This window comes from Gordonia sp. X0973 (assembly GCF_013348785.1).
GTDB lineage: Bacteria > Actinomycetota > Actinomycetes > Mycobacteriales > Mycobacteriaceae > Gordonia.
In genome coordinates this window covers 351,915-377,148 of the sequence record NZ_CP054691.1, presented here as the reverse complement: position 1 = coordinate 377,148, position 25,234 = coordinate 351,915, and the positions used below count along the sequence as shown (strand labels likewise).

The 25,234-nt window shown below is 69.0% G+C and carries 22 protein-coding genes; 7 read left to right on the top strand and 15 right to left on the bottom strand.

Annotated features, from left to right (window positions below; genetic code table 11):
- Positions 1–46 precede the first annotated feature (46 nt).
- Complete coding sequence (locus HUN08_RS18495) at positions 47–370, top strand: HNH endonuclease (RefSeq protein WP_367649934.1); 324 nt, start codon at positions 47–49, stop codon at positions 368–370.
- Between the two features lie 90 nt (positions 371–460).
- On the opposite strand, the gene HUN08_RS01805 is transcribed toward HUN08_RS18495, so the two are convergent.
- The gene (locus tag HUN08_RS01805) at positions 461–766 is read right to left on the bottom strand and encodes a hypothetical protein (protein ID WP_124245834.1); all 306 of its coding nucleotides are present in this window, start codon (positions 764–766) and stop codon (positions 461–463) included.
- A 446-nt stretch (positions 767–1,212) separates the two neighbouring features.
- Between HUN08_RS01805 and HUN08_RS01800 the strand changes: the two genes are divergently transcribed.
- Positions 1,213–1,977 (top strand): potassium channel family protein, encoded by a 765-nt coding sequence (locus tag HUN08_RS01800; RefSeq protein ID WP_301546841.1) that lies wholly within the window; start codon positions 1,213–1,215, stop codon positions 1,975–1,977.
- Positions 1,978–2,007: 30 nt separating this feature from the next.
- On the opposite strand, the gene HUN08_RS01795 is transcribed toward HUN08_RS01800, so the two are convergent.
- The gene (locus HUN08_RS01795; protein ID WP_124245835.1) at positions 2,008–3,282 is read right to left on the bottom strand and encodes a DNA polymerase III subunit delta'; all 1,275 of its coding nucleotides are present in this window, start codon (positions 3,280–3,282) and stop codon (positions 2,008–2,010) included.
- A gap of 84 nt (positions 3,283–3,366) precedes the next feature.
- Here HUN08_RS01795 and HUN08_RS01790 point away from each other — a divergent pair, with 84 nt between their 5' ends.
- Positions 3,367–4,947 (top strand): adenylate/guanylate cyclase domain-containing protein, encoded by a 1,581-nt coding sequence (locus HUN08_RS01790; protein ID WP_124245836.1) that lies wholly within the window; start codon positions 3,367–3,369, stop codon positions 4,945–4,947.
- Here HUN08_RS01790 and topA read toward each other — a convergent pair.
- Positions 4,916–7,906 (bottom strand): type I DNA topoisomerase, encoded by a 2,991-nt coding sequence (gene topA / locus HUN08_RS01785; protein WP_124245837.1) that lies wholly within the window; start codon positions 7,904–7,906, stop codon positions 4,916–4,918. The two genes, HUN08_RS01790 and topA, sit on opposite strands and share 32 nt — an antisense overlap.
- A 154-nt stretch (positions 7,907–8,060) precedes the next feature.
- Positions 8,061–8,642, bottom strand: a complete 582-nt coding sequence (locus HUN08_RS01780) for a hypothetical protein (RefSeq protein ID WP_124245838.1) — start codon at positions 8,640–8,642, stop codon at positions 8,061–8,063.
- An 11-nt stretch (positions 8,643–8,653) separates the two neighbouring features.
- Here HUN08_RS01780 and HUN08_RS01775 point away from each other — a divergent pair, with 11 nt between their 5' ends.
- On the top strand, positions 8,654–9,394 hold the full coding sequence (locus HUN08_RS01775) for a TetR/AcrR family transcriptional regulator (protein ID WP_124245839.1): 741 nt from the start codon (positions 8,654–8,656) through the stop codon (positions 9,392–9,394).
- On the opposite strand, the gene HUN08_RS01770 is transcribed toward HUN08_RS01775, so the two are convergent.
- The 5 genes from HUN08_RS01770 to HUN08_RS01750 all read right to left on the bottom strand — a co-directional run bounded on the left by HUN08_RS01770 (position 9,330) and on the right by HUN08_RS01750 (position 17,221).
- On the bottom strand, positions 9,330–10,442 hold the full coding sequence (locus HUN08_RS01770; protein ID WP_165353359.1) for a porin PorA family protein: 1,113 nt from the start codon (positions 10,440–10,442) through the stop codon (positions 9,330–9,332). The two genes, HUN08_RS01775 and HUN08_RS01770, sit on opposite strands and share 65 nt — an antisense overlap.
- Entirely contained in the window at positions 10,439–12,787 is a 2,349-nt protein-coding gene (locus HUN08_RS01765; RefSeq protein ID WP_124245841.1) for an MMPL family transporter, read from the bottom strand. Before HUN08_RS01765 ends, HUN08_RS01770 begins: the two co-directional genes overlap by 4 nt.
- On the bottom strand, positions 12,787–15,477 hold the full coding sequence (locus HUN08_RS01760) for an aminotransferase class III-fold pyridoxal phosphate-dependent enzyme (RefSeq protein WP_124245842.1): 2,691 nt from the start codon (positions 15,475–15,477) through the stop codon (positions 12,787–12,789). Before HUN08_RS01760 ends, HUN08_RS01765 begins: the two co-directional genes overlap by 1 nt.
- Before the next feature lie 129 nt (positions 15,478–15,606).
- Entirely contained in the window at positions 15,607–16,806 is a 1,200-nt protein-coding gene (locus HUN08_RS01755) for a saccharopine dehydrogenase family protein (protein ID WP_301546840.1), read from the bottom strand.
- 211 nt (positions 16,807–17,017) lie between these two features.
- Positions 17,018–17,221, bottom strand: coding sequence for a cold-shock protein (locus HUN08_RS01750; protein WP_007321539.1), 204 nt, complete (start codon positions 17,219–17,221; stop codon positions 17,018–17,020).
- A 292-nt stretch (positions 17,222–17,513) separates the two neighbouring features.
- Between HUN08_RS01750 and HUN08_RS01745 the strand changes: the two genes are divergently transcribed.
- Positions 17,514–19,823, top strand: coding sequence for a DEAD/DEAH box helicase (locus HUN08_RS01745; RefSeq protein ID WP_124245843.1), 2,310 nt, complete (start codon positions 17,514–17,516; stop codon positions 19,821–19,823).
- Here HUN08_RS01745 and HUN08_RS01740 read toward each other — a convergent pair.
- On the bottom strand, positions 19,820–20,821 hold the full coding sequence (locus HUN08_RS01740) for a pirin family protein (RefSeq protein WP_124245844.1): 1,002 nt from the start codon (positions 20,819–20,821) through the stop codon (positions 19,820–19,822). The genes HUN08_RS01745 and HUN08_RS01740 overlap by 4 nt on opposite strands.
- Before the next feature lie 191 nt (positions 20,822–21,012).
- Between HUN08_RS01740 and HUN08_RS01735 the strand changes: the two genes are divergently transcribed.
- Together HUN08_RS01735 and HUN08_RS01730 are read left to right on the top strand one after the other, a co-directional pair.
- Positions 21,013–22,209: an arylsulfotransferase family protein gene (locus HUN08_RS01735; protein ID WP_124245845.1), complete on the top strand. Its 1,197-nt coding sequence runs from the start codon at positions 21,013–21,015 to the stop codon at positions 22,207–22,209.
- A gap of 76 nt (positions 22,210–22,285) precedes the next feature.
- Complete coding sequence (locus HUN08_RS01730; protein WP_124245846.1) at positions 22,286–22,792, top strand: hypothetical protein; 507 nt, start codon at positions 22,286–22,288, stop codon at positions 22,790–22,792.
- Positions 22,793–22,870: 78 nt separating this feature from the next.
- Here HUN08_RS01730 and HUN08_RS01725 read toward each other — a convergent pair whose 3' ends face one another.
- Genes HUN08_RS01725 through HUN08_RS01705 form a run of 5 tightly spaced genes read right to left on the bottom strand, consistent with a single transcriptional unit; the run spans position 22,871 to position 25,095 of the window.
- Positions 22,871–23,263 carry an Rv3654c family TadE-like protein gene (locus HUN08_RS01725; RefSeq protein WP_124245847.1) on the bottom strand — a complete coding sequence of 131 codons (393 nt, stop codon included), beginning with the start codon at positions 23,261–23,263 and terminating at the stop codon, positions 22,871–22,873.
- On the bottom strand, positions 23,226–23,579 hold the full coding sequence (locus HUN08_RS01720; RefSeq protein ID WP_124245848.1) for a TadE family type IV pilus minor pilin: 354 nt from the start codon (positions 23,577–23,579) through the stop codon (positions 23,226–23,228). Before HUN08_RS01720 ends, HUN08_RS01725 begins: the two co-directional genes overlap by 38 nt.
- Positions 23,580–23,638: 59 nt before the next feature.
- Entirely contained in the window at positions 23,639–23,833 is a 195-nt protein-coding gene (locus tag HUN08_RS01715) for a DUF4244 domain-containing protein (protein WP_124245849.1), read from the bottom strand.
- A 57-nt stretch (positions 23,834–23,890) separates the two neighbouring features.
- Entirely contained in the window at positions 23,891–24,451 is a 561-nt protein-coding gene (locus tag HUN08_RS01710) for a type II secretion system F family protein (protein ID WP_124245850.1), read from the bottom strand.
- A complete protein-coding gene (locus HUN08_RS01705) occupies positions 24,448–25,095 on the bottom strand; it encodes a type II secretion system F family protein (RefSeq protein ID WP_301546839.1) in 648 nt (215 codons plus the stop codon). The genes HUN08_RS01710 and HUN08_RS01705 overlap by 4 nt, the downstream gene beginning before the upstream one ends.
- Positions 25,096–25,234 lie beyond the last annotated feature (139 nt).

Here is a 25,234-nt window from a genome sequence, read left to right as displayed (position 1 = left end):
TCATGAGGTTTCAACGAGAAGAGCGGCTGATGTCGCTCGTGAGTACATGGAGGTGCGGGTAATGGCTCGACCGAGCAAGTACACATCGGGGCGTCGAGAACGATTGCCGCGCAATTGGAAACGCCTACGGTTGGTGGTGCTTCACCGCGACAACCACACATGCGCGGAGTGCGGTGGTGTGGCGTCCCACGTCGATCACATCGTGCCGAACGACGACCACTCACTATCCAACCTGCGGGCACTGTGCGCGTCATGCCACAACCGCAAGACCGGGCGTGAAGGCGGTCAAGCCAAGGCGCGCAATCAGCGCAAGAACGGGCGATTCGACGCAGGCCCACACCCCGCGTATCTACGCGCAGACGAGGGGTAACACCCGCGTTGTCGTTGCATGTTCACACATGCACGCGACCACGAGAAAAGCCCTCAGCTTCGTGCTGAGGGCTTCTTTCGGAGCGGTGCGTTACGCGTCGTCGTTGTCCTGCTCATCGAACGGAGTATCGCCATAGTGATCGTCGTCATCGGCCGGTGTGGGCGTGGCTGCTTCCTTCGCGGCCTTGGCTGCGGCGCGTGCCTCTGTGCGGTGTTCGCTCCACGCGGTGAACTGCTTCTTGAGCTTGGCGACATCGCCAGCCTTGAACTCGTAGCGCCCGGTTTCATCGGACTTGGGGATGGCGTTGGCGCGTAGGAACACGCGGAACGTCTTGGGATCGGTGCCCACACGCTCGGCGACTTCGCGAGCGGTCAGCGGTGCTTTGGGTGCGGTCATGTCGTTGCTCCTGCGTCGTGGTGTGAGCGGCGTCACACTGGGTGGTTGACGAGAGGACTGTAAGACAAGTCGCTCAGGAATCCGAACAGATGTTCGGAACTGTGTGCACACGATGTGCTGATGTGTTCACATACGAGGCGTGTACATCGGAGGATGAAAACACCTCTGACGTGCGCATACCTGCGTCATCGCGACATGTTCACATACGACGAAACACGTGGTTCGGCTGTCTCGTAATGAATAGGTCAGGAGTTCGATTCTCCTAGGCGGCTCCGAGAGACCGGGTAGACCATCGCTCCAGCGGCGGTCCAACCCGGTCTTATCTCTTTGCCGAGGGCATTCACCCACTGGTCGCGCACGTCCTCGCGCATCTATCGCCGCACGTTTCGGGTAGCCACGCCGCCCGGACCGCCGTGCCGACGGGTGCGGTCTGAAAAGCTGGGAGGGTGAACGCACGACGGGCCGTCCGGCGCAGCCTTTCCTCCCACGCCGGCGAATGGCTGATGATCGTCGCCGCGCTGGCGTTCCTCGCCGCCTACGCCATCCCGATCCTCAACACCCACCTCGACCCGACGGCCCGCCTGATCTGCGACATCGTGACCGCGGTGGTGTGGGTCATCTTCATCGCCGAGTACCTGATCCGACTGCTGCGCGCGAAGGACCGGCGATACTTCTTCACCCACAACCTGTTCGACCTGGTCATCCTGATCGTTCCGATCGCGCGGCCGTTCCGGATGCTGCGCCTGATCACGCTGCTCTCCGTCCTCAACCGCGCCGGCACCCGGTCGCTGCGCGGTCGGGTCGCGGTCTACGCCTGCGGCGGCGCACTCCTGCTGCTGATCGTCGCCTCGCTGGCGATCACCGACGCCGAGCGGGGACGTCCGGGCTCCACCATCAACGGGGTGGGCGACGGCCTGTGGTGGGCGGTCGAGACGATGACGACGGTCGGGTATGGGGACCGCATCCCGCAGACGACGACGGGACATCTCATCGCCGTCGTGCTCATGTTCTCCGGGATCGCCCTGCTCGGTGTCGCGACGGCATTCGTGGCGTCGTGGCTGGTGCAGGCACTCGAAGAAACCGAGGAGGCCGAGGAGCAGACCCACGAGGCGGTACTCACCCTGACCGAGGAGGTGCGCGCGCTGCGCGCGGAGATCGCCGAACTCCGGGAGGGCCGACGCGATGCGGCGCCCGACGAGGACCAAGGCTGACGTCGCCCCGTCAGCCGCCACTCGACGACCTCAATCCCGCGCGAGAGCCTGCCCGATGGTGGCGACCATCGCGTCCACCGCGAATTTCGGCTTGACGTTGTAGTCCAGCACCTCGCGACAGTGCAGCACGGCGTCGACGCAGCGCAGCAGCTGTCCGCTCGACGCGTAGTCGGCCATCTTCTCGACGAGGTCGGCCTGGTCCGGGTGCATCGCGGTCACCCGGGCCCCCGACGAGACGACGAGTGCATCGCGGAACAGTCCGGCCAGGTCCATCAGGGCGAGGTCCAAGACGTCGCGCGCCGTGCGGGTGGCCCGCGACTTCTGCCGCCTCTCCAGATCCTTGACCGCTCCGGCGCTCCCCCGCGTCGCGCGGGCGGTGCCCTTCCCGGTACCACCGGCGCCGAACGCCGTCATCAGCTCCTCGACCTCCGCCTCGTCGCGCTCGTCACTGATCGCCTTCGCGGCCGCCTCGGCGGATTTCACCAACTCCTCTGCGGCAGCATAAGCCCGCGCGGGAACGGTGGCCGCTCGCGCCAATCCGAGCGCGGCCAACCGCTGGTCGCGCGCCCCCTGATCGGTCGCCAACCGCTTGGCGCGGCCGATATGCCCACCGCAGACCGAGGCCGCCCAGGCCGCATTGGCACGGTCGATGCCGTCACGCTCGACGAGCACGCGCTCGATGTCGGCGGCCGGCGCGATCGCCAGCGGCACATGCCGACAGCGCGACTTCAGCGTCACCGAGATGTCCTCGGGATCGACCGACGGCGCGCACAGCAGGAAAACGGTGCGCGGCGGCGGCTCCTCGACGACCTTCAACAGAGCATTCGCGGCCGCCTCGGTCAGCCGGTCGGCGTCCTCGACGACAACGATCTGCCAACGCCCGGTGGCCGGCCGACGCGCGGCGGCCTGCACCACGTCGCGGATCTCGGCGACCGACAGACTCAGCCCTTGGGGCACCACGTGGCGGACGTCGGCGTGAGTGCGATTCATCACAGTCACGCAGGCGCGACATTCACCACATCCCGGATCCGCCTCGTCGTGGCATTGCAGCGCCGCTGCGAAACAGACCGCCGCAACCGATCTACCCGAACCGGGCGGACCGGTGAACAGCCACGAATGGGTCATCGACGCCCGTGCGACGGCTCCGGTTTCATCGCCCTGACCTGCATCATCGTCGAATATCGAGATGGCGCCCGCCGAATGCTCGTCCAGTCGCCGCGACGCCGCGACCGCACCGCGCGCGGCGGCCCGCAACTCATCGACCACCCCGTGCTGGCCCACCAGCCGACTGAACACCGTTGCCACGCCCCCAGCCTAGTGCCGCCCCCGACAATCAATTGCCATCCGCTGGCGTTTAACAATTGCAAGCACTTGGCTAATCTTGTTGGCATGGCCGACAGCCGATCGCGATGGGATCAGGCCGTGCACACCGCACGGTGGCTGGCGCGTACCCCGTGGCCGATCCTCGCACTCGACCTGTTGCGCGCCAACATGATCGGCGCGATCTTCACCTTCGCCTTCCTGCGCTTCGGCATGGCCAGCGATTACTCCCTGACGTTGACCGACGCCTCGGTCAGCAACCAGGTGGCCTTCGTCATCTATCTGTTCATCGCGATGATCGTCGGCGGACTGCTCAGTATCAAGCTCTCCCTCCCGGTCCTCATCTGGCATCGCCGCCGCACCCGGCCCGACGACGAGTTCGCCCGCCGCCGCGCCCTGGCGCTGCCGTGGATGCTCACCGTCGCCAACGGGGTCCTCTGGCTCGTCGGCGGCACCCTGCTCGCCATCCTGTCCGGATTCCATTCCGGCCGGACCGCGATCCTGGTGGCGATCGGCAGCCTCATCGGCGCGCTGGTCACCGGTGCCCTGAGCTTCCTGCAGACCGAGAAGGTGCTGCGGCCCATCACCGTCGCCGCGATGGCCAACAATCCCGACGATGCGCAGGCACCCAGCGTGTCGACCCGCATCACGACGTTCTGGGTCATCGCGGTGGCGGTCCCGCAGATCGTCATCATCGGGTTGGTGCTGTTCGTGCCGCTGGGCATCGCCAGCCCGCAGACGGTCCTGCGCCCCATCCTCTGGATGGCCGGCGCCGCCCTCGCCTTCGGCGCCCTGGCCGTCTACCGGCTGGTGAGTTCGATCAACGATCCGATCAAGCAGCTGCGCAACGCGCTCAGCCAGGTCCGCAACGGCAACCTGAACGCGTCGGTGCGGATCTACGACGGCAGCGACCTGGGCCTGCTGCAGGCCGGCTTCAACGAGATGGTCTCCGACCTGCGCGAGCGAAACCGGTTGCGCAACCTGTTCGGCCGCTACGTCGGCGAGGACGTGGCCCGCCGCGCCATCGAGACCGGCACCGAGCTGGGCGGCGAGGACCGGTACGTCGGCGTGCTCTTCGTCGACATCGTCGGCTCGACCCGCCTCGCGGTGCAGACCGCCCCCCGCGAGGTGGTGGAACAGCTCAACGAGTTCTTCCGCGTCGTCGTCGACGTGGTCGGACGCCACGGCGGCTTCGTCAACAAGTTCCAGGGCGACGCCGCGCTCGCGATCTTCGGCGCCCCGCTGGAACTCGACAACTTCGCCGGATGTGCCCTCGCCGCCGCACGTGAACTCCGCATCGAACTCGAGAACGCCCTGGGCGACACCGACTTCGGCATCGGCGTATCCGCCGGCCGGGCCGTCGCCGGGCACATCGGCTCCGAGCAGCGGTTGGAATACACCGTCATCGGCGACCCGGTCAACGAGGCCGCCCGCCTCACCGAACTCGCGAAGGATGAACCGACGCGGGTGCTCGGCTCGGCGCGCGCGGTCTTCCTCGCCGACGAGGACGAGGCCTCCCACTGGGAGATCGGCGAGGGCGTCGAACTACGCGGCCGCGGTATCGAGACGCTGCTCTCCCGCCCGAAGATCGGACCGATCGGCCCCATCGGCGACGGGTCTAGGAACTCTTCTTCGGCGCTGCCTTCTTAGCGGCCTTCTTCGCCGGCGCCTTCTTGGCAGTCGACTTCTTGGCAGCGGCCTTCTTCGCCGTCTTCTTGGCGGTCTTCTTCGCCGGACCGCGGGCCCGACGGTCGGCCAGCAACTCCATCGCCCGCTCCGCGGTGATGGTGGCGACGTCGTCACCCTTGCGCAGGCTGGCGTTGGTCTCCCCGTCGGTCACATAGGGGCCGAAACGGCCGTCCTTGATGACCATCGGCTTCTCGCTGACCGAATCCGGCCCGAGTTCCCGCAGCGGAGGTGCCGCGGCCGCACGTCCGCGCCGCTTGGGCTCGGCGTAGATGCGCAGCGCCTCGTCGAGCGTGATGTCGAAGAGCTGCTCCTCGTTGGCCAACGACCGCGAGTCGGCACCCTTCTTCAGGTACGGGCCGTAGCGACCGTTCTGCGCGGTGATCTCTTCGTTCGACGCCGGGTCGACGCCCACGACGCGCGGCAGCGACAGCAGCCGCAGCGCCTCGTCGAGGGTCACCGTCGCGACATCCATCGTCTTGAACAACGATCCGGTGCGCGGCTTCGGCCCGGCCTTCTTGGCGGCCTTCTTCGCGGTCTTCTTGGCCGCCTTCTTGGCGACGGTCTTCGTCGCACCGGTACCGGTCTCGTCCAACGAGATCGGCGCCTCGTCGCCGTCGACGGGCAGAGGCGTCTCGCCGCCGTCGCGCGGGGTGGGCCCGGCGGGCACCGTCAGCGGCGCGCCGTCGTCCTCGCCGTCCTCATCCTCCGGCGGCAGGATCTCGGTGACATAGGGACCGAAGCGGCCCTCCTTCACGACGATCTCGTTGCCCGACGCCGGGTCGACGCCCAGGACCCGTCCCTCCTGCGGAGTCGCGAACAGCTTTTCCGCGACCTCCAGCGTCAGCTCGTCGGGGGTCATGTCGGCGGGCAGGTTGGCGCGCTGCAGCTCCGGCTCGGCCGCGCCCTCCGGCGAGACCGTGCGCTCCAGGTAGGGGCCGAACCGTCCGACGCGGACGTAGACCGGCCGACCCTGCGAGTCGTCGAAGAGGTGGATCGAGTTGATCGACCGCGCGTCGATCTCCTCCAGGTTCACACCGACCAGCTTCTTGAGGCCGCCCGCGTGCGCGACGTCGCGCTTGGCGCTGGAGGCCACCGAGCCGCCACCGCTCTCGTCGCCGAAGTAGAAGTCGCTCAGCCACTGGGTGCGGTTGGCCTCACCAGCGGCGATCTGGTCCAGGTCGTCCTCCAGGGAGGCGGTGAAGTCGTAGTCGACGAGGCTCTCGAAGTACCCCTCGAGCAGCCCGACGACGGCGAAGGCCACCCACGACGGGACGAGGGCGCTGCCCTTCTTGACGACGTAGCCGCGGTCCTGGATGGTGCCGATGATCGACGCGTAGGTCGACGGGCGTCCGATGCCCAGATCCTCGAGCACCTTCACCAGGGAGGCCTCGGTGAAACGCGCGGGCGGATTGGTGGAGTGGCCGTCGGCCGAGAGTTCCGCCGCGGTGACCCGCTGCCCCTCGCTCAGGTGCGGCAGGCGCCGCTCCTCGTCGTCGGCCTGGCCGCCGGCCTGCTCGTCGACGGTCTCGACGTAGGCGGAGAGGAAGCCGGGGAAGGTGATGGTCCGGCCCGACGAGGCGAATTCGACCTGTTCGCCGGTCGAGGCCGTGCCACTGATGCGCACGCTCATCGTCGTGCCCTTGGCGTCGGCCATCTGCGAGGCGACCGTCCGCTGCCAGATCAACTCGTACAGCTTGAACTCGTCGGAGTTCAGCGCCGACGCGACCTGGCCGGGGGTGCGGAAACTGTCGCCGGCCGGGCGGATCGCCTCGTGCGCCTCCTGGGCGTTCTTCACCTTGCGGGTGTACTGCCGCGGGGTGGGGTGCACGTAGTTGTCGCCGTACAGCTCGCGCGCCTGGGCGCGGGAGGCGTTGATCGCCGACTCGCTCAGCGTCGTCGAGTCGGTACGCATGTAGGTGATGTAGCCGTTCTCGTACAGCCGCTGCGCGATCCGCATCGTGCGGTCGGAGGTGAAGCGCAGCTTGCGGCCGGCCTCCTGCTGCAGCGTCGAGGTCATGAACGGCGCATACGGACGACGGGTGTAGGGCTTCTCCTCCACCGACGAGACGGTGAGCGTCGCACTGTCGAGACCGGCGGCGATCCCGCGCGCCCGCGCCTCGTCGAGGACGACGACCCCGTCGGCCTTGCGCAGTCCGCCGTCGGGTCCGAAGTCGCGGCCCGCGGCCACGCGCTTCCCGTCGACGCCGACCAATCGCGACGAGAAGGTGCGCGGCGAGGCGTCGGCACCGGCGTCGAGGGTGGCGGCGATGTCCCAGTAGTCGGCGGAGACGAAGGCCATCCGCTCGCGCTCCCGGTCGACGATGATCCGCGTCGCCACCGACTGCACGCGGCCCGCCGAGAGCCGCGGCATGACCTTCTTCCACAGCACCGGGCTGACCTCGTAGCCGTAGAGGCGGTCGAGGATGCGCCGAGTCTCCTGTGCGTCGACGAGGTCGATGTCGAGTTCCCGGGGAGTCGCCGCGGCGGCCTGGATGGCCGATTCGGTGATCTCGTGGAACACCATTCGCTTGACCGGAACCTTCGGCTTCAGGATCTCCAGGAGGTGCCAGGCGATGGCCTCACCCTCCCGGTCACCGTCCGTCGCGAGGTACAGCTCGTCGACGTCCTTGAGGAGCGACTTGAGTTCGGTGACGGTGGACTTCTTGTCCGGCGAGACGACGTAGAGGGGTTCGAAGTTCTCTTCGACGTTGACGCCGAGCCGCGCCCACGGCTGGCCCTTGTACTTGGCCGGGACGTCGGCGGCGCCGCGCGGCAGGTCGCGGATATGGCCGCGCGAGGATTCCACGACGTAGTCGGCCCCGAGGTAGCCCGCGATCTTGCGCGCCTTGGTGGGCGACTCGACGATCACGAGCCGTCGCGTCCGCCCCGTTCCGGGCGATGCGGTGTCGGTCTTTGCCACGGGCGTCCCTCAGTTCACCTCGGAGTACCCGATGTACCCCGCTGGTGAGTTTTCTACCTTATATACGGGGGCCACTGCACATGCCGCTGCACATCCGGCGAGTGGACTATCGCACTCATATTCGTGTTTCCGCAGGTCGCGCCGCATTTGCGGGTCACTGGGCCGACGGCCAGAATTCCGCGGCGCCGGGCCGGTCCGGCGTGGCGCCGACCATCTCCACGAATCGCGCGACCCGCCGCTTCCCGGCGATCCGCAGCTCGGGGGCGCCGCCGCGCGCGCCGGTCAGGATCGGCGCCACACCTACGCGCATCAACGCCGTCGCGAGCGCCGGATGGGTGTCGGCCGCGTGCGGGTCCAGGCCGAGCAGGTACTTGTCGCCGTCGCGCCGACCCGAGGCGATGGCCCACTGCCGCAACGCGCGGGCGGTCGGCGTCCACCCGGGCGGGACGGCTTTGACCGCTCCCGAGGACCACTGCGCGCGCAGACCGTCGAGCAGCGGGGTGGGCGCGGTGCGCGCCACCGGGGACCCCTCCTCGGAATGGGTGATCTCCACGGCAAGGCCGATCGCCTCCAACTCGTCGGCCAGCGCGCGGGCCCGCCAATCCGCGTCGACGACCACCGATACCCGCGTGCCCCCGGACATCGGCACCGCCTGCCCCGTACCCGCCAGCAGACCGGCGACATCGGCGATCGACGGATCGTCGGTGTCGGCGGAGAAGAACGCGAGCTGGGACATGCTCCAAGTCTATGTTCGCCGCCGCCGACTCTCCGCCGGGGCCGAGCAAAATTACGTATGATGAACAGCATGTTCTGGAACCTGTGCGCGCCGCGGCGCGGTGGCGCATCGCGGTAACCCAGATGGATTCTCCCGCCTCCCGCCGACCGATCGGCCGGCCGCCGAAAACGGCGGAGCGCAAGGCGCAATGCTTCGCGGCGGTCACCGAGATCGTCGCGAAAGACGGTCTGGCGTCGGTCACCGTCAGCAACGTCGCGGCCGCCGCCGGCCTCACCCGGACTCTCGTCGGCCACTACTTCTCCACCCGCGACAACCTGATCTCGGAATACGTGAGCCTCGCCGTCGACGAGTTCGGTCGCGCGATGATCGCCTTCGCTTCGGAGCGGTCGGTCAACGAGGCGGTCGTGCGGATGCTCGACGATGACGCCTACGGCGACGAGAAGTACGTGACGGTGTGGCTGGAGCTGGTCGCGACGTCGTCGCGCGACGTGGAGATCCGCAAGCAACTGAACACGCTATGGCAGAAGCGCTGGCTGCCGAGCATCGAGCGCCGGATCGCGGCGGAGTACCCCTCCGCCCACATCGACAAGGTCCGCGAGGTCGCCTTCTGCACCACCGCGCTGGTCGAGGCCTACTGGGCGCTGCGCGCGCAGCTGACCGGCGACACGTCCACGCATCGAGCGCAGATCATGAACGGCTGCCACCAGCTGCTGGCCCAGTTGGGTCCGCCGAGCCTGCCGGCCTCGGCCTGAACCGGCGCCGACGGGCGATCAGCCACCCGCCTGACGCCAAGACGATGACACCCGTCACCCCGGTGATCGCCGGCACCACCCGTACTCGCAACCGGTGCGCGTCGTTGATCGCGCGGGCGGCGGCCAGTTGGGCCGCGACGCTGTGGTCGTCGGACACGAACCGACCCGAGGCGTAGTCGAGCCGATACTGTCCCGCGCGCAGATATTGGTCCCGCCGGAAGTCGGTCTTCACCACGATCCCGCTCCGCGGTTCGACGAACAGGGTGCGGTGCCCGGATTGGTAAAGCTGCGCGGTCACCGGCGCGGTCGGGTCGTCGCCACGATAGCCGGGGAACCAGGCGGCCGGGCGCACCAGGCGCCCCTCGGCCGGCCGGTCGAAACCCGCCGCGGGTCGGATCACACGACGTTCGGGCAGGTCGACGACGTAGCGGAACACCGGCACTCCGCCGATCTGCGTCGCACCGGCGAATCTCGCGGGGTAATCCGCCCGGGTGGCCGTGTCGAAGTAGTGGTAGTCGCGCGTCGGGTCGACCCCCGGCCCGAATCGGTATTGCAACCCGCGGCGGTCCACCCGCGCCCGCTCGGGCGGTCCCGCCGAGCCGGCCGGCAACTGTTCGAGTTCGGCCGATCCGTCCGGCACCGGTGCGCCGGTGAGCCGGTCGACGGTGATCTGATCGATGTCGGCGTCGACGATGGATTCGGGACACTGCCCCGGCACGGTCGCGACAGCGAGCACCCGCCCCGCCTGCCAGGTGACCCGTCCGGCGCCGACCGGGTCGACGACGCGGACCCGAGTGCGCTCGACCAGTGTCGCATCGACAACGCGCCCGCGATCGGCGGTGACCGAGCACGGATCGAGAAGACGCGCCCCTCGGGCGATCGCGGTGGTGGTCGCGTCGGCGGCCACCGGGATCCGCGGCCCCGGTCCGGCCGCGCCGGCACCGGCGACGGCGACCGACGCGGTCAGCACCGCGGCTCCCAGGAACACCGCGCCCGGACCGGCGAGGGTGCGCCACGACGTGCCGCCGGGCGGTGTCGAATGGCTCACCCGTGCACCCCCTTCGCGGGGATGAGTCGGCCCAGCCACCGGGGCATCCACCAGTTGTTGTCCCCCATCAGCACCATCGCGGCGGGAACGAGCACCATGCGGACGACGGTGGCATCGAGGATCACCGCGAAGGCCAGGCCGAACCCGAGTTGTTTGAGCTCCAGCACGTCGCCCAGCACCAGGCTGCCGAAGACGGCCGCCATGATCGCGGCCGCGGCGCTGACCTGCCTGCCGCTGCGCGCCATCGCGCGGGGCACCGCCGAGTCGAGATCGCCCGTCGCGGCGTACTCCTCGGCGATCCGCCCGACGATCAGCACCTCGTAGTCCATGGACAGGCCGAAGAGAATCGCGAACAGCGCCACGGGCAGGAATGCCTGCACGGTACCGGGACTGGTGAAGTCGAAAATCCGCTCGCCCCAACCGAATTGGAAGACCGCGACGGTCGCGCCGATCGACGCCGCGGTGGCCAGCACGTTGAGGATGGTCGACTTGATCGGCAGCACCACGCTGCCGAAGACGACGACCAGGTACACGAACGACAGGCCGACGACGACCAACACCACCCACGGCAGCTTCCGCGCCGTCTCCCCGGCCAGGTCGCGGTACTGCGCGGTCATCCCGCCGATGGTCAGGTCGGTACCGGGCCCCGGGTCCATCGCGCGCAGGTCGTCGATCAGGGCCAGCGTGGCGGTGCTGTCCACCGGATCGCGCGCCTGCACGGCGATGTAGGCGCACCGGCGCTGCTCGTCGACCAGCAACGTCGTCGCCGACCGCAGGCCGTCGACCGAGAGCAGTGAGTCCAGGTTCGCCCGCGTGCGGCCTCCCCCGCTGCCGTCGAGGACGGCGGCGATCGACGTGGTCGACTCGACGCGCGGATCGGCGTCGATCCGGTCCACGAGCGCACCCAACCGACCGACCTCGCCGTCGGTGTCCAGCGGCGTCGGCGCGCAGGCCACGACCTGGATCGGGGAGACCGCCCCGGCGCCGTACTTGTCCGAGACGAGGGCCACCCCCCGCCCGGCGTCGGTGTGCCCCAACGAGGCCATCCCCAGATCGAGACCCAGGTTGATCGAGCCGAGCGGCAGGGCCAGGAGGATCAGGGCGGCCAGCGCGGGCAGCCCGGTGGCGAGCGGGCGCCGCATCACGACCCGGGTCCACCGGGCGATCAGCGATTCGTCGGCCGTCCACGCTTCGCCGGCCGTCGACGCTTCGCCCGCCGTCGGGGCTTCGTCAGCGGTCGATCGCCGCGGGACTCGCCTGGCGGCCCAGGCGGGCAGACGCGGCGGCAGGGCGGTCACCCGCCGTCCGAGCACGGCCAGGACCGCCGGCAGCAGGGTCATCGCCGACGCCATCGACGCGAGGATCACCAGCGCCGAGACGACGGGCAGTTCGATGAAGAGGTGGCCGCGGATAAGCACCAACGACCCCAGGGCGATCACGACGATGAACCCGGCCGACAACACGGTGTGGCCGCTGGTGCGCATCGCGGTGACGATGGCCTCCTCGACCGGGCCGTCCCGCGCCAACTCCTCCTGCATCCGGCCGACGACGAACAACGCGTAGTCGATCCCGACGCCCAATCCCAAGACGGTGGCGACCACGACGGCGAAGGTGTCGAACCGCATCGGCCCGGCGAGCGCGAGGATGCCGATGCTCGAGAGCAGCACACCGCTCACCGCGGTCAGCAGCGGGATCAACGCGGCGACGAACGACCGCAGGACCAGCATCAGGACGAGGAAGGCGATCGGCAGGCCGATGAATTCCGCGAGCTGCTGGTCGGCGGTCTCCACCTCGGTCAGCGCGTTGTTCAACGGTGCCTGCCCGGTGACGTAGGCCCGATAGGAGGTGCCGTGCAAATGGGTGTCGGCGATCTCCTGGATGCGCTGCGCCGCGTGGGACCGTTGCGCTGGGCCGTGCCGAAGCGCCACCAGGATCAGGGCGGCCGAGCCGTCGGCGCTGAACTGCGCACCGGTCAACGGCGTATACGGCCCGAGGACACCGGCGACGGCGTAGTCGCGTGCGACGTCGGCCTCGATCCGGGTGATCCGCTCCTCCAGCGCCTTGTCACGTGCCGCATCGCCGGCCGGGGCCAGGACCACGACGGCATCCTGTTCGGCACCCAGGTTGGGGAACTTCTCGTGCAGGACCGTTTCGGTGCGCGCCGAGTCAGACCCGTAGACCAGGTAGTCGGGCATCCCGAGACCCTTCTCCACGACGGAGAAGGTCACCGCCCCTAAGGCCAGGATGAGCACCCACACGGCGATCACCAGGGCGCGCCGGGCAATCACGAACCGCGCCCACCGGGCCAACAGGGGCTCGGTGGGCGGCGGCGCGTCGTCGGGCATCAATGGACGAAGAAACCTTCCTTGTCCATCTCGATGAGGCTTTCCCGGAATGCATCGGCGACCTGGTCCAGGTCGGCGATCTGGTGGGCGTCGTTGAGCAGCATGGTGTGCAGTTCGGGGAGGTAGACGCCGTGCTTGCGCATGTAGTACGAGAGCGCCAGCGTCGCCTTGATATTCGCCCCGGCCATCTGGTCGCGGACCAGCTTGGGCTTGGCGTAGTCGAAGCTCGTCGAGAAGATCGACCGGGCACCCTTGATCCGGCAGGCGACTCCGGCGCTGCGCGACGCCTCCTCCAACGCGCTCTTCAGGTACTCGGTCTTGTTGTCCAGGTCGACGTAGATCTGCGGGTTGTCGCGCAGGTGCCCCAGGACCGCGGCACCGGCGGCGGCGGTGATCGAGTTGCCGCTCATGGTGCCGCCGACGAAGGCTTTGCGCTCCAGATCGACGAAGGGGTCGTCGGAGGTGCGGGCGGTCGCGATGACCTCGCTGCGTCCGACCACGGCCCCGCCCGGCAGGCCGCCGCCGATGATCTTGCCCAGGCAGGTCATATCCGGCGTCACGCCCGCGAGCGTCTGCGCACCGCCGTAGGCGACGCGGAATCCGGTGACGACCTCGTCGAAGATGACCAGTACGCCGGCCTGTCGGCAGGTCGCGACGAGCGCGGCGAGGAATTCGGCGTCGTACCCGGCCTGGGAGGCCGGCATCGGCTCGAGGATGACCGCGGCCAATTCGTCGGCCGCCGCGGTGATCCGCTGCAGGCTGATCTCGCTGCCGTACTGGAGGATCATCGTCTCGTCGACGAGGCATTGCTGCGCTCCCGCCGAGTTGCTGACCGGCCGCGGCTCGTGCGCCGGACCGCTGTAGCGGAACCAGGAGGAGACCATCCCCTGGTCGGAGAACCCGTGGTAGTGCCCCTCGAACTTCGCGATCCGCTGCTTACCGGTGTGGGCGCGCGCGATCCGCAGCGCCATGATCGCGGACTCGGTGCCGGAGTTGGAGAAGACCACCCGGGTGTCGTCGCCGAAGGCGTCGGCGATGATCTCCGCCAATTCGATCTCGGCGGTGTTGCCCAGCGCGTTGACCGCACCCTTGGCCAGCGCCGCGCTCGTCGCCTCGATCGCCACCTGCGGGGCGTAGCCGAGGATGTGGGGGCCGTATCCGCTCGCCAGGTCGATGTAGGTGTTGCCGTCGATGTCGGTCACCCGGCATCCGCTGGCGGTGTCGACGATCAGCGGGTAGGCGCTCGGTAGCGCGTACCGGTCGAAATGGGTGGGCGCGACGACCTTGCGCTCGGGGTCGTTCTTGTGGCCCATCGAGAGCGGGATCTGCGATTCGATCGCGTCGTCGAACTTCGCCTTGAGGTCGTCGGACATGAAGGGGGAGAACATGTCGGTGAACCGTCGCGCGTTGTCCCAGATGTCGATCTCCGGGTCGATAACCGAGACCACTCCCTCACCGGTGAGGAAGGCCAGCCCGAGCAGCGAGAAGGCAGTGGTCACCCGGGCACCGTACCCGCGCAGCACCCGGGTCGCGTCGTCGAAGAACGCCATCGTCGACCAGTGGTCGGAGATCTCGGAGAAGTGCTTGCGCAGCACCGCCTCGAGCGCTTCGGTGTAGGTCGGGTCCTCCAGCAGCGCCTCACCCTTGGGGACGAACGCCCCGGTGAAGCGGGCGACGGCGAGATCCCATTCGCCGCGGATGGCGGCGTAGTAGAAGGACGCGAGGGCCCATTTGCTGTCCTCGTCGAGCTTGCCGACGAGGCCGAAGTCCAGCATGTAGATCATGCCGTCGTCATCGAACATCATGTTGCCCGGATGCGGGTCGACGTGGAAGTTGCCGTGGAAGAACGCCATTGTGTAGAAGGTGTCCTGCAGTCGGCGCGCCAGCGTCGAGCCCGGATAGTCGAGACGGTCGAAGTCCTCGCCCAGCGTCTGGTCGATGTATTCCATGACCAGGAAGTTCTCCGAGCACACCTCGTGGTGGACATGCGGCACCGTGGCATAGGGGTGACCGGTGAAGTTGTCGCGCATCGTCTGCTGCTTATTCGCCTCGCTCAGCATGTCGCACTGGTCGATCAGCAGCGGGCGCAATTCGTTGAAGTGGTCGACGGCGTCGAAGGCACGCAGCGGCGGGATCAGCGCGGTGAGCACGCGCAGCATCTTGTCGATCGTCCACGTACTGGTCTGCAGCTGCTCGCGCACCCCGCGCTTGACGATCTTCACCGCGACCGGGGTCCCGTCGAGAAGGGTGGCACGGTGCACCTCGGCCACCGAACCGGCGGCGATCGCGTGGCGGTCGAAGTCGGCGAAGACGCGCTCGAGCCCGTCCGGGAACTCCGCGCGCAACACCCGCCCGAGCCGGCGCTGCGACATCGGCGGCACGCCGGAGAAGAACTCGCGGAACTCGTCGGCACCGGCGGTCGTCAGCAAACCGGTCTGGGTGCCCAGCACCTGGCCGGCCTTGATGTACATCGGCCCCATGCGCAACAGGAAGGAGCGCAGCACCCGGGAGTAGGCGCGGTTGCGCTCGTCGCCGGTCTTTCCGACGACGGTGATGGCGGCGCGGCATCCGAAGACGAGCGACCACCACAGCAGTCGAACCGCTTCGACGGCGCCGCGGACCGCGAGCACCCCCGCGCCCAACGGACGCGAATGCCTTCCCCGACCCGTCGATTCCACTTGTTCGCCCACCGGACTCCCCTTCTGCCGAGTACCGCCAGTGGCGGCGCAAGTGAGTGAACAGTCGTTTACTGTCACCCCTGACAGAAAAGTACAGTAGGCAGGACTCACCCCAGCGGCAAGCCGACGAGTCGGACTGTGTCAGACCTCACTGAGAGCGGTCAGCAGCGAACTCCGCAGCGCATGCCGATTCTCCTCGGCACTGGCCCACGACCGGGTGACGACGCTCATCGGCGCCCCCGCTGACCAGCCGATACAGTGTGGAGCCAGATGCTCGAAGAATTCGTCGGGCGCGAATGCCGTCTCCGGCGTGTAGACCCCGGGTGCTCGACCGGCACCGACGAGAAGGGCGCCGACGGCCAGCGGGATCCCGGTGTTCTCCGCCATCGTGAACCCCGGAACCTGGGCCAGCGCGACCGCGACGGAACCGGCCTCACCGTTCACCGACCCGCTGGCGAGCGCGAACAGCGGCGGCAACGATCCGGCGAGGTCGGCCGGATTCGACGGCTTGAGCCGCTCCAGCCGCTGCGCGATCCACGCGGTCCGCTCGATACCCAGTGGCGTGTGGTCGACCAGCCCGCGCAACCCGCGCAGCGCCGTCATGGTCACCGCGTCGGCGACGACGACATTGCTCGAGCGCGTCAGCCCCGACAACGCCCGGTGCAGGGTGATCGGCTCCGGGTGGCCGAAGGTGCGCGCGGTTGCCCGCCCCACGCCGGGATAGTCGATCTCCACCACGCGGAGGGGATCCTCGGCGACGACCTCACCGTCGCGCACGACGGGGATCTTCCCGGCGATCTGCGCCATTCCGTGCAGCACCGCGGCACTGACGCCCGCTCGCCCCGGGCCGGGCTGCGCGGCGGCGATATTCCAGCCGGTGAGCACCTCGTCGGCGGTGTCGAGGAACCCGACGGCCGCCATGGCGAGCATGTTCGAGATCCCCGGGCTCGCACCGACCCCGATGACGGCGCAGACCCCGGCGGCCCGCGCCCGCTCGTCGAACTCGAGCATGTCCACGGTCGGCTGGGGATCGTCACAGATGTCGATGTAGTCCACCTGCGCTTCGATGGCGGCGGCGAGTACGCGGGGGCCGAAGCGGTCGAAGGGACCGACGGTGTTGACCACCAGGTCCACCCCCGCCAACGCGGCGGCCAGTTCGACTTCCTCGCAGATGTCGAGCTGGACGGCCCGCACCGCGCCGCCGATCTGTTTCGCGGCCCGCTGCCCGGCAACCCCGTCGCGGTCGGCGATCACCACCTGCTCGACCTTCTCCGAGTGGGCGAGGACGCGAACCGCCTCGATCCCCATCTCGCCGGCACCACCGAGCGCCAATACCCGCACCTGCCACCTCCACCGTCGACGTCACCTGGTCCCGAAAGAGTGGCACAGGACACAATTCCCGTCAACCGTGACAGTAAACCTCGGCGGGTCGTGTGGAACCGAGGCCCACACCGGGGAGACGGCCGAGAAACGGCAAGACCCCGCCGCCGGAAAAAATTCCGACGACGGGGTCTTGCTCCCCGCCTTGACTCAGGCGAGGATCCTTCAGGTCTTAGACGGCGCGAACGCCAGTGGCCTGGGGACCCTTGGTGCCCTGACCGACCTCGAACTCGACGCGCTGGTTCTCTTCCAGGGTGCGGAAACCAGATCCCTGGATCTCCGAGTAGTGAACAAACACGTCACCGTTTCCCTCGTCGGGCGCGATGAAGCCGAAGCCTTTTTCCGCGTTGAACCACTTCACAGTTCCCTGTGCCATTCCTGCATTCCTTCACTATCACTGATTGCGACGAGAGGATGTCTCTCGTCGTGGTCGGTTCCGACCGCCATTCCTGTGAGAGCTGCGGAGAACCCGCGAACCGAACCCAAGTACAACGCTCGCAACGAGATTCTGACCGGAGCGGGAGATCCCCCGGGACACGGTCAAATCGTGCGACCAGGTTCAGTCAATCACGTTCGCCCGCTCATTGATAGTCGAGCGACCCGATTCGGCCCAAGCGGGTTGCTACTCGCTAAATTGGTGGCTGCGGCGACAGGCGGGTAAAGGTGCGATGACCGGTTCATACGGCGAGGAGTTGCTCCGCGCCACGCTGGCCGGGACCGATCCCGACGATTCGCCGATCACCCACGCCGAGGTCATCCCGGCGGCCACGGCGCGACACGCGGATTGGCCGCGGTGGGCCGACCCGGCGATCGTCGCGGCCTATGCCGAACTGGGGCTGCGCCGTCCTTGGCGACACCAGATCGAGGCCGCCGAACACGCCCACGCCGGCCGGCACGTGGTGATCGCGACGGGCACCGCGTCGGGGAAGTCGCTGGCCTACCAACTCCCGATGCTTCAGACCCTGCTGACCGAACACTCCTCCACCGCCCTCTACCTCTCGCCGACGAAGGCACTGGGCGTAGACCAGTTGCGTTCCCTCACAACGATTCTCGCGACCAACCCGGAGTTCTCCCGACTCGCGCCGTGTACCTACGACGGTGACACCGACGCCCAGATGCGGCAGTGGGCGCGAGCCAACTCGCGCGTGCTGTTCACCAACCCGGATATGGCCCACATCGGGATCCTCGCGGGCCACCACCGCTGGCAGCAGTTCCTGCGGCAGCTGCGCTACATCGTCGTCGACGAATGCCATCACTACCGCGGGGTCTTCGGGGCCAACACGGCGCTGGTGCTCCGACGGCTGTTGCGCGTCGCCCGCGCGGCCGGCGCCGAGCCGGTGGTCATCGCGGCCAGTGCCACCACCGCCGAGCCCGCGCAGACGCTGACCCGGCTGATCGGCGAACCCGCCGTCGCAGTGACCGACGACGCATCACCCACCGGAGAGAGAACCGTCGCACTCTGGGAGCCGGGCTTCGTGCCGGAGGCCACCGGCGAGAACGGGGCGCCGGTACGACGCTCGGCCGGCGCCGAGGCCGGGCGCATCCTCGCCGACTTCGTGATCGAGGGGGCGCGCACGTTGTGTTTCGTGCGCAGCCGTCGTGGTGCGGAGATCACCGCGCGCACGGCAGCGGGTCTCCTCGCGAACTCGGCCCCCGACCTGGTCGGGCGGGTCGGCGCCTATCGCGCGGGCTATCTCGCCGACGACCGTCGACGATTGGAACGGGCCATCGCCGACGGCGAACTGCTCGGCGTGGCGACGACGAACGCGCTCGAACTCGGGGTGGACATCAGCGGCCTCGACGCCGTCGTCATCGCCGGGTACCCGGGCACCGTCGCATCGTTCTGGCAGCAGGCCGGGCGCGCGGGCCGGCGCGGCGCCGCGTCGGCGGTGGTCCTCGTCGCGCGTGACGATCCGCTGGACACCTACCTCGTGCACCACCCCGAGGCCCTGCTGCACAAGCCGGTCGAGGCCACCGTCTTCGACCCGACGAACCCGTATGTCCTCAAGCCGCATCTGCTGTGCGCCGCGGCCGAGCTGCCGTTGAAACCCGCGGAGGTCGAGCACCTCGGTGTGGGCGAGGCCGTCGACGAGCTGACCGCGCAGGGACTACTGCGCCGGCGTAAGGCCGGTTGGTACATCGCCGCCGGGGTCGAACCCCACGCGGACATCGACATCCGCGGTGGCATCGGCGGGCAGATCCTCATCGTCGACACCTCGTCGTCGCAGCTGCTCGGCACCGTCGACACCACGCGGGCGCTCTCCACCGTCCATCAGGGGGCGGTCCACATCCACCAGGGCAGGTCCTACGTCGTCGACGAGCTGGACCTCGACGACGGGCTGGCGCTGGTGCACCCGGAGGAGCCGGATTGGACGACCTCCCCGCGTGAGACGACCGAGGTGGAGGTCCTCGACACCGAGCGCGAGATCGACCGCGGTGCGCTACACGTGGCGTTGGTGACGGTGAACGTGACGTCGCAGGTCGTCGGCTATCTCCGCAAGCTGCACACGGGCGAGATCCTCGACTCGGTGGAACTCGATCTGCCGCCGCAGACCCTGCCGACCCGTGCCGTGCAGTACACGCTGACACCCGAGGCCCTGGCCGCCGTCGGCGTCACCGACGCGAACCTGCCCGGTGCGCTGCACGCGGCCGAGCACGCGATGATCGGCATGCTGCCGCTGGTGGCCACCTGCGACCGGTGGGATATCGGCGGTCTCTCCACGAACATCCACGCCGACACCGGGCTGCCGACTGTCTACGTCTACGACGGGTATCCCGGCGGCGCGGGCTTCGCCGATCGTGGATACGAGGCGTTCGGACAGTGGGTGAGCGCAACCCACGAGGCGGTCTCCTCATGCGGCTGCGAGAAGGGCTGCCCGTCCTGCGTGCAGTCGCCCAAGTGCGGCAACGGCAACGAGCCGCTGGACAAGGCCGGCGCCATCGCGGTGCTCGATCTGATCAGCCGATCACTCGGCTAGTGCCGTTTGCGGGGCTTCAACCGGGTGGTCGGTAGTGGCGGAGCGGGTAGCGGCGGCAGCTGGCCCGACGGGTACGGGCCGAACAGCGCCGGTTTCCCGGCGTCGCGCGGGTCCGCGGAGTCGAAACCGAGTTCGGCCTGGTAGCGGCGGCGGAACTCGTCGATCTCGTCGTGGCCGCGCCCGATGAAGTTCCACCACATGACGATCTCCTCGTCGAACGGGATGCCGCCCAACAGGATCAGACGGGCGCCCGCGGGGCCGGCATGTAGTCGCAAGGTGTCCGAACCGGGTGGCACGTAGGCGAGTTCGCGATGGGCGACGACGCGCCCGTTGACCTCGGCCTCACCGGTCTCCGCCAGGACCCCGTGTTCGAAGTCGGCGCGCACGTCGAGGGTGACCGCGGTATCCGGCGCGAGGGTCAGCTCGGCGCCGAGCAGTTCCGGCGTACGGGTGCGGACCGGCGAGGTGGAACCGAGCAGTTCGCCGAGGAAGACCAGTGCGGTCAATCCGGGCAGGCGTACCGGTTGCGGTGCGTAGTGCTCGAAGTGGTTGGCGGTGAACCGCGTCTCGTCTGGCAGCGCGAACCACAGCTGCACCCCGTGCAGGGTGTGGGTCTCGGGGGTGCTGATCTCCTGGTGGGTGATTCCCCGGCCGGCGATCATCAGGTTCAGCTCGCCGGGAACCACGGCCGCTGCGTTCCCGCCCGAATCAAGGTGATCGATCTCGCCGTCGAACAGCCACGACACCGTCGCGAGGCCGGTGTGTGGGTGGCGCGGTACTTCCATCCCACCGCTGACCCCGACGTCGTCCGGGCCGTAGTGGTCGAGGAAGCACCACGCGCCGATGAGTGATCGGCGCAGCTGGGGCAGGGTGCGGTAGACGGTCATCGCCCGGGGTCCGCCCAGTGGGACGGAGCGCGGCTCGAGGATCTCCACGTCGGTACACGGTTCTCCCGGACGCAGGGTCGTCTCCGTGGGCCGACCGTCGAGGTTGCTCATACCCGACCTCCCTCTCCAGTCCCCGAGTCTAGTTTTCTCGATCCGGTCGGTGGGGGCGTCGGTGGGAAAGCTTGATCGGGCGAGACCCACGGCCTACCCAAATCCGCTGCGCAGAGGAGGTTTTCCGCCATCGCGGTCATATCGGCCATCGGCTCTGGCCTGCGCGGTCGAATGCGCCTACCGTCTGCGGAATGAAACCCACGCGAATCCGCCGGTCGGCCTGGTTGCTCCCCGCCGTCGCACTGCTGTCCGCGGTGGCGGTCGCGGCTCCGGCGAGCGCGGCACCGCTGCCGTCGCTGCCGATCGGCCCGCCGGCGTACACCGTGCACGTGGACCGCGGCGGGGCACCGGGCTACGTCTTCTATTCGACGGGGATGAGCGCAGCAGCCGTCATCCCCGCGGTGCCCGGCATGGCCAACCCGGCGTCGAATGTGATCGCGACGAAGTCGGGGCGCGTCGTCTGGCAATACACCGCGCCGCGCGGTCAGGGCGTGGCCAACTTCCGGATGCAGACCCTCAACGGGCGAAAGGTGCTCACCTGGTGGCAGGGCTCGTCGAACGGCGGCCACGGCACCGGGCACGACGTCATCGCCGAAGCCAAGCCCGGGCCGGTGCGGATCATCAAGCGCCTCGGTCCCGGTGGTGGTCTGAGTTCGGATGTCCACGAGTTCCGGCTCACGGCTGACGGTCGGGCGCTGATCACCTCCTACCAACCGATGACCGCGGACCTGCGCTCGATCGGCGGCCCGGCGCGGGGCACGATGCTCGATTGCATCGCCTCGGTGGTCGACGTGAACAGCGGCCGGGTGCTGGCCCGATGGCGGGCGTCGCAACACGTGCCGCTGACCGACAGCGAGTCGCCGCGTGGCGTCGGGCCGGGCGCACCGTTCGACCCGTTCCACATGAACTCGATCGCGTTGGCGCCCTCCGGAAACCTGATCATCTCGATGCGCAACACGGCCACCGTGTACGAGGTGAACCCCCGCACCGGGGCGATCGTCTGGCGCCTGGGCGGCAAGCGACCGACCTTGCGCGCCCCCGGCGTCGAATTCGCCTTCCAGCACGACGCGGAGTTCGTCGGCCCGCACACGATCACCCTGTTCAACAACAACTCGAGCGGTACGGATACGCGCGGGACGTCGAGTGCGATGACGATCGACATCGACGCGGTGCACGGTCGGGCCAGCCTGGTGCACGACCGCCACCACCCGGCCGGGGTGACGGCGTTCGCGATGGGCAACGTGCAGACGCTGCCCGACGGCCATCAGTTCGTCGGGTGGGGCATCGCCCCGCGGATCTCCGAGTTCGACGGTGCCGGGCGCCTGGTCTACGACGCCTCGCTTCCGGTCGGCAGCTACCGCGCCTTCCTCGAGGCGTGGAATCCGTGAGCTCACGCGACCACGGGATGCGCCCGGCGGACATCACGCGTTGACCGACGGCCAGCGGAGGGGAAATGTGTTAGCCATGCGGAAAGTCATCACGGCCTGCGCGGTTCCGGTCCTGCTGCTCGCGGCCGCCTGCGGCACGAAAGACCATGCCGATTCGAGCGCCACCACAACGGTGGTGACCAAGACGGTGACCGCCACGGCGCCGGCTCCCACGAGTGCTGCGCCCACCACGACGGCGACGCAACCGCCACCCGTTGCGACGCTGCCGTCTCAGTACGTCGGCAAGTGGCCGGGACACACCCGTCAACTCAATCTGAACAGCGACGGAACGGGTTCGCTCAGTGTGTTCAGTGGCGCCATGAACGGAACGGTGTGGGACGTCACCTGGACGGGTTCCGGGTCTGGCATCGCCGTCACCCTGGTGCGAAAGACGAAGGTCGTCGGCGACGGGGCACCCCTCTACTATCCCGGGCAGGTCCTCACCGGCGCACTCTCCTCGCAGGACGGTGGGCAGGTCGTGACTCTCGCCGGGGTGACGTACTGCGACGACACCGCGGGACGCGCCGGGATATGCGGGGCCTGACGGCCGTCGACATCAGCGGTGCTGGTCAGCGCAACCGATCTGGACCACAGACGAACACCGATCCGTTGCGCTAAGCGATCAGACGCCGCCGCGCTCCGGACCGGCCCGAGCGCTTGCCCGCGCGGTCTGAAGACCGAACGGCCCCAACCCGACCTTCGCGGCGACCGTCAGGTCGACGAATTCCCCGTCGATCCGGCACAGTTCCACCCGCATCGCCACGTCGCCCTGGGCCCGCACCACGTGCTCCGCGACGACGCACGGCTCACCGTCGGCGGTCATCAACGCCGAGGCCGCTGCCAGCGCCGCGAGGTCGGCGGCCGACGCCACTCGATGCCGCGCCACCACCGCCGACCCCAGGTACATGAGCATCGCGGTGAGCGCGACCAGACACGCGACCACCGCCACGCCGACGATGGTGGCCGCGCCCTCGTCGTCAGCGATCAGTCGGCGCACCCACGCCCGCGGGCGCATCGTCTCCCTCCCCGTCGGGTTCCATCGCCGCCACCGCACGCCCGCTCACCGTCAGCATCGGCAGCAGGGCCGCATCGGCCTCGACCACGACGACGACCCGCCCGCCGCTGACCGTGACCGAGATACGCGCGTCTTTCGGTGCGACCGCGGCGCCGACAGTGTGCGCCCTCGAATCCCCGGCCGCGGTCAGCCGCGCGACCTCCCGCGCCGCATCGGTGCACCGAACGGCCGACGTCATCGCCGCCAAGGCCCCGACGCACACGAGCAGCACCACCGCGATGGCCGCGATCGCATACGCCGCCTCGACGGTTGCCATGCCGGAGTCGTCGCGCCACAACCGCCGCAGACGCCCACGCCGCGATACCCGCCGTGATCTCACCCGACCGTCGTCGAAAGCGCCTTGGCGATGATGTTCGTCAACGCCCCCACGATGTTGTCGCCGGTGACCACCGTGTAGAGCAACGCCCCGAAACCGGCGGCAGCGATCGTCCCGATCGCGTACTCGACCGTGCTCATGCCGGAGTCGTCGCGCCACATCTCCCGGACAAACCGGATCATCTGCGGTGCCATCTCATTCCCCCTCCTGCGGCCCGACCGTCGGTCCGCCAAGTCCGTTCCGAACCCGCCTCACACCCCCGCGAGCACCGTCGAGGCGAGCCCGACGACCACCGGCGCGATACCCACCACCACGAAGGCCGGCAGGAAACACAAGCCCAGCGGCGCACTGATCCGCACACCGGCCCGTTCGGCCTCGGCGAGCGCCGCGTCCTGCGCATCCTCCCGACGTCGCCGTGCCAGCTCGTCGAGCCCGGCAGCGAACGCGGCACCCGACGAGGATGTCCGCCGCACCAGCGCCGACACGTCGGCAAGACTCGACCCGCCCGCACCGAGCGTCCAGGCGTAGGGTGCATCCGTGCCGAGGGCCAGCAGCTCGGCGACTCGCCCCAATGCCGCGGCCAGATCGCCGGAGGTCGACGCCGCAACGGCCGCAACGGCTCGTGCCGTCGACAGCCCGCTGCGCAGGCATACCGCGAGCAATTCGCAGGCTGCCGCCTCGTCGAAGGGTCCACCTGTCATCGGCGCCGACTCCGTGTGCGTCGGGACCGATCGGTCGAGCCGTCGCAGCGGCGCAGTCACCGGCGGCATCGCGAGCAATGCCGCGGCGAGCAACACCGCCGCCACACTCATCGGATCGCCCGCTCGATGATCCGCTCGGACCACGCCACGCCGACTGCCGCGAGTGCCGTGCCCGCCACCAGCAGGATTCCGCCGACACCCGGCGCCAGGAGTACCCCGATCGGATCCGCGCCGATTGCCTGCCCCATGACGATCCCGAATACCGGAAGGACCGCGAGCACCCGAGCCGTCGCCCGCGGACCCGCCAACCCCGCTTTGGTCCGAGCCGCGAACCGCTGCCGCTCGACGAGATCGGCACGACGGCTCACTAGGAGTTCCGCCAGCGGCAGCCCGAACCGGGCCGCCACCGCCCACGACTGGGCGATCACCGCCGCCGCGCCGGCCGACGTCGCAGCGACATCGCCACCGAGTTGTACCCGGGCCGCCAACGCGGCGAGATCGGCACCAACAGCCGACGTGGGATCGTCGATCCGGATCTCCGCCGCGGCCGTCGCGCAGGCAGCCGAGGGTGTCGAGCCGACCGAGAGTTCGGCGATCACGGCGGCGGTCGCCTGCAGAACCGCGGCCTCGCGCGCAGCCGCCTCGCGCTCCCGGGCCGCGCGGCGCGCCATCCACACCACCGCGGCACCCGCGATACCCACCGCGACCAGAACCGCCGGTGACCCGACGAGCGCCGCGACGGCTACACAGGCCACCGCGACGGGAAGGACGGCGCACCGCCCATCTCGTGCCGGGGGTACAGGAGTGCCGGCTCCGGCAATACCCCAGAACCGGAAATGCCCGCGCGGTCGCGGACCGACCAGCGCGGCCACCGCGAGACATATCCACCCGACA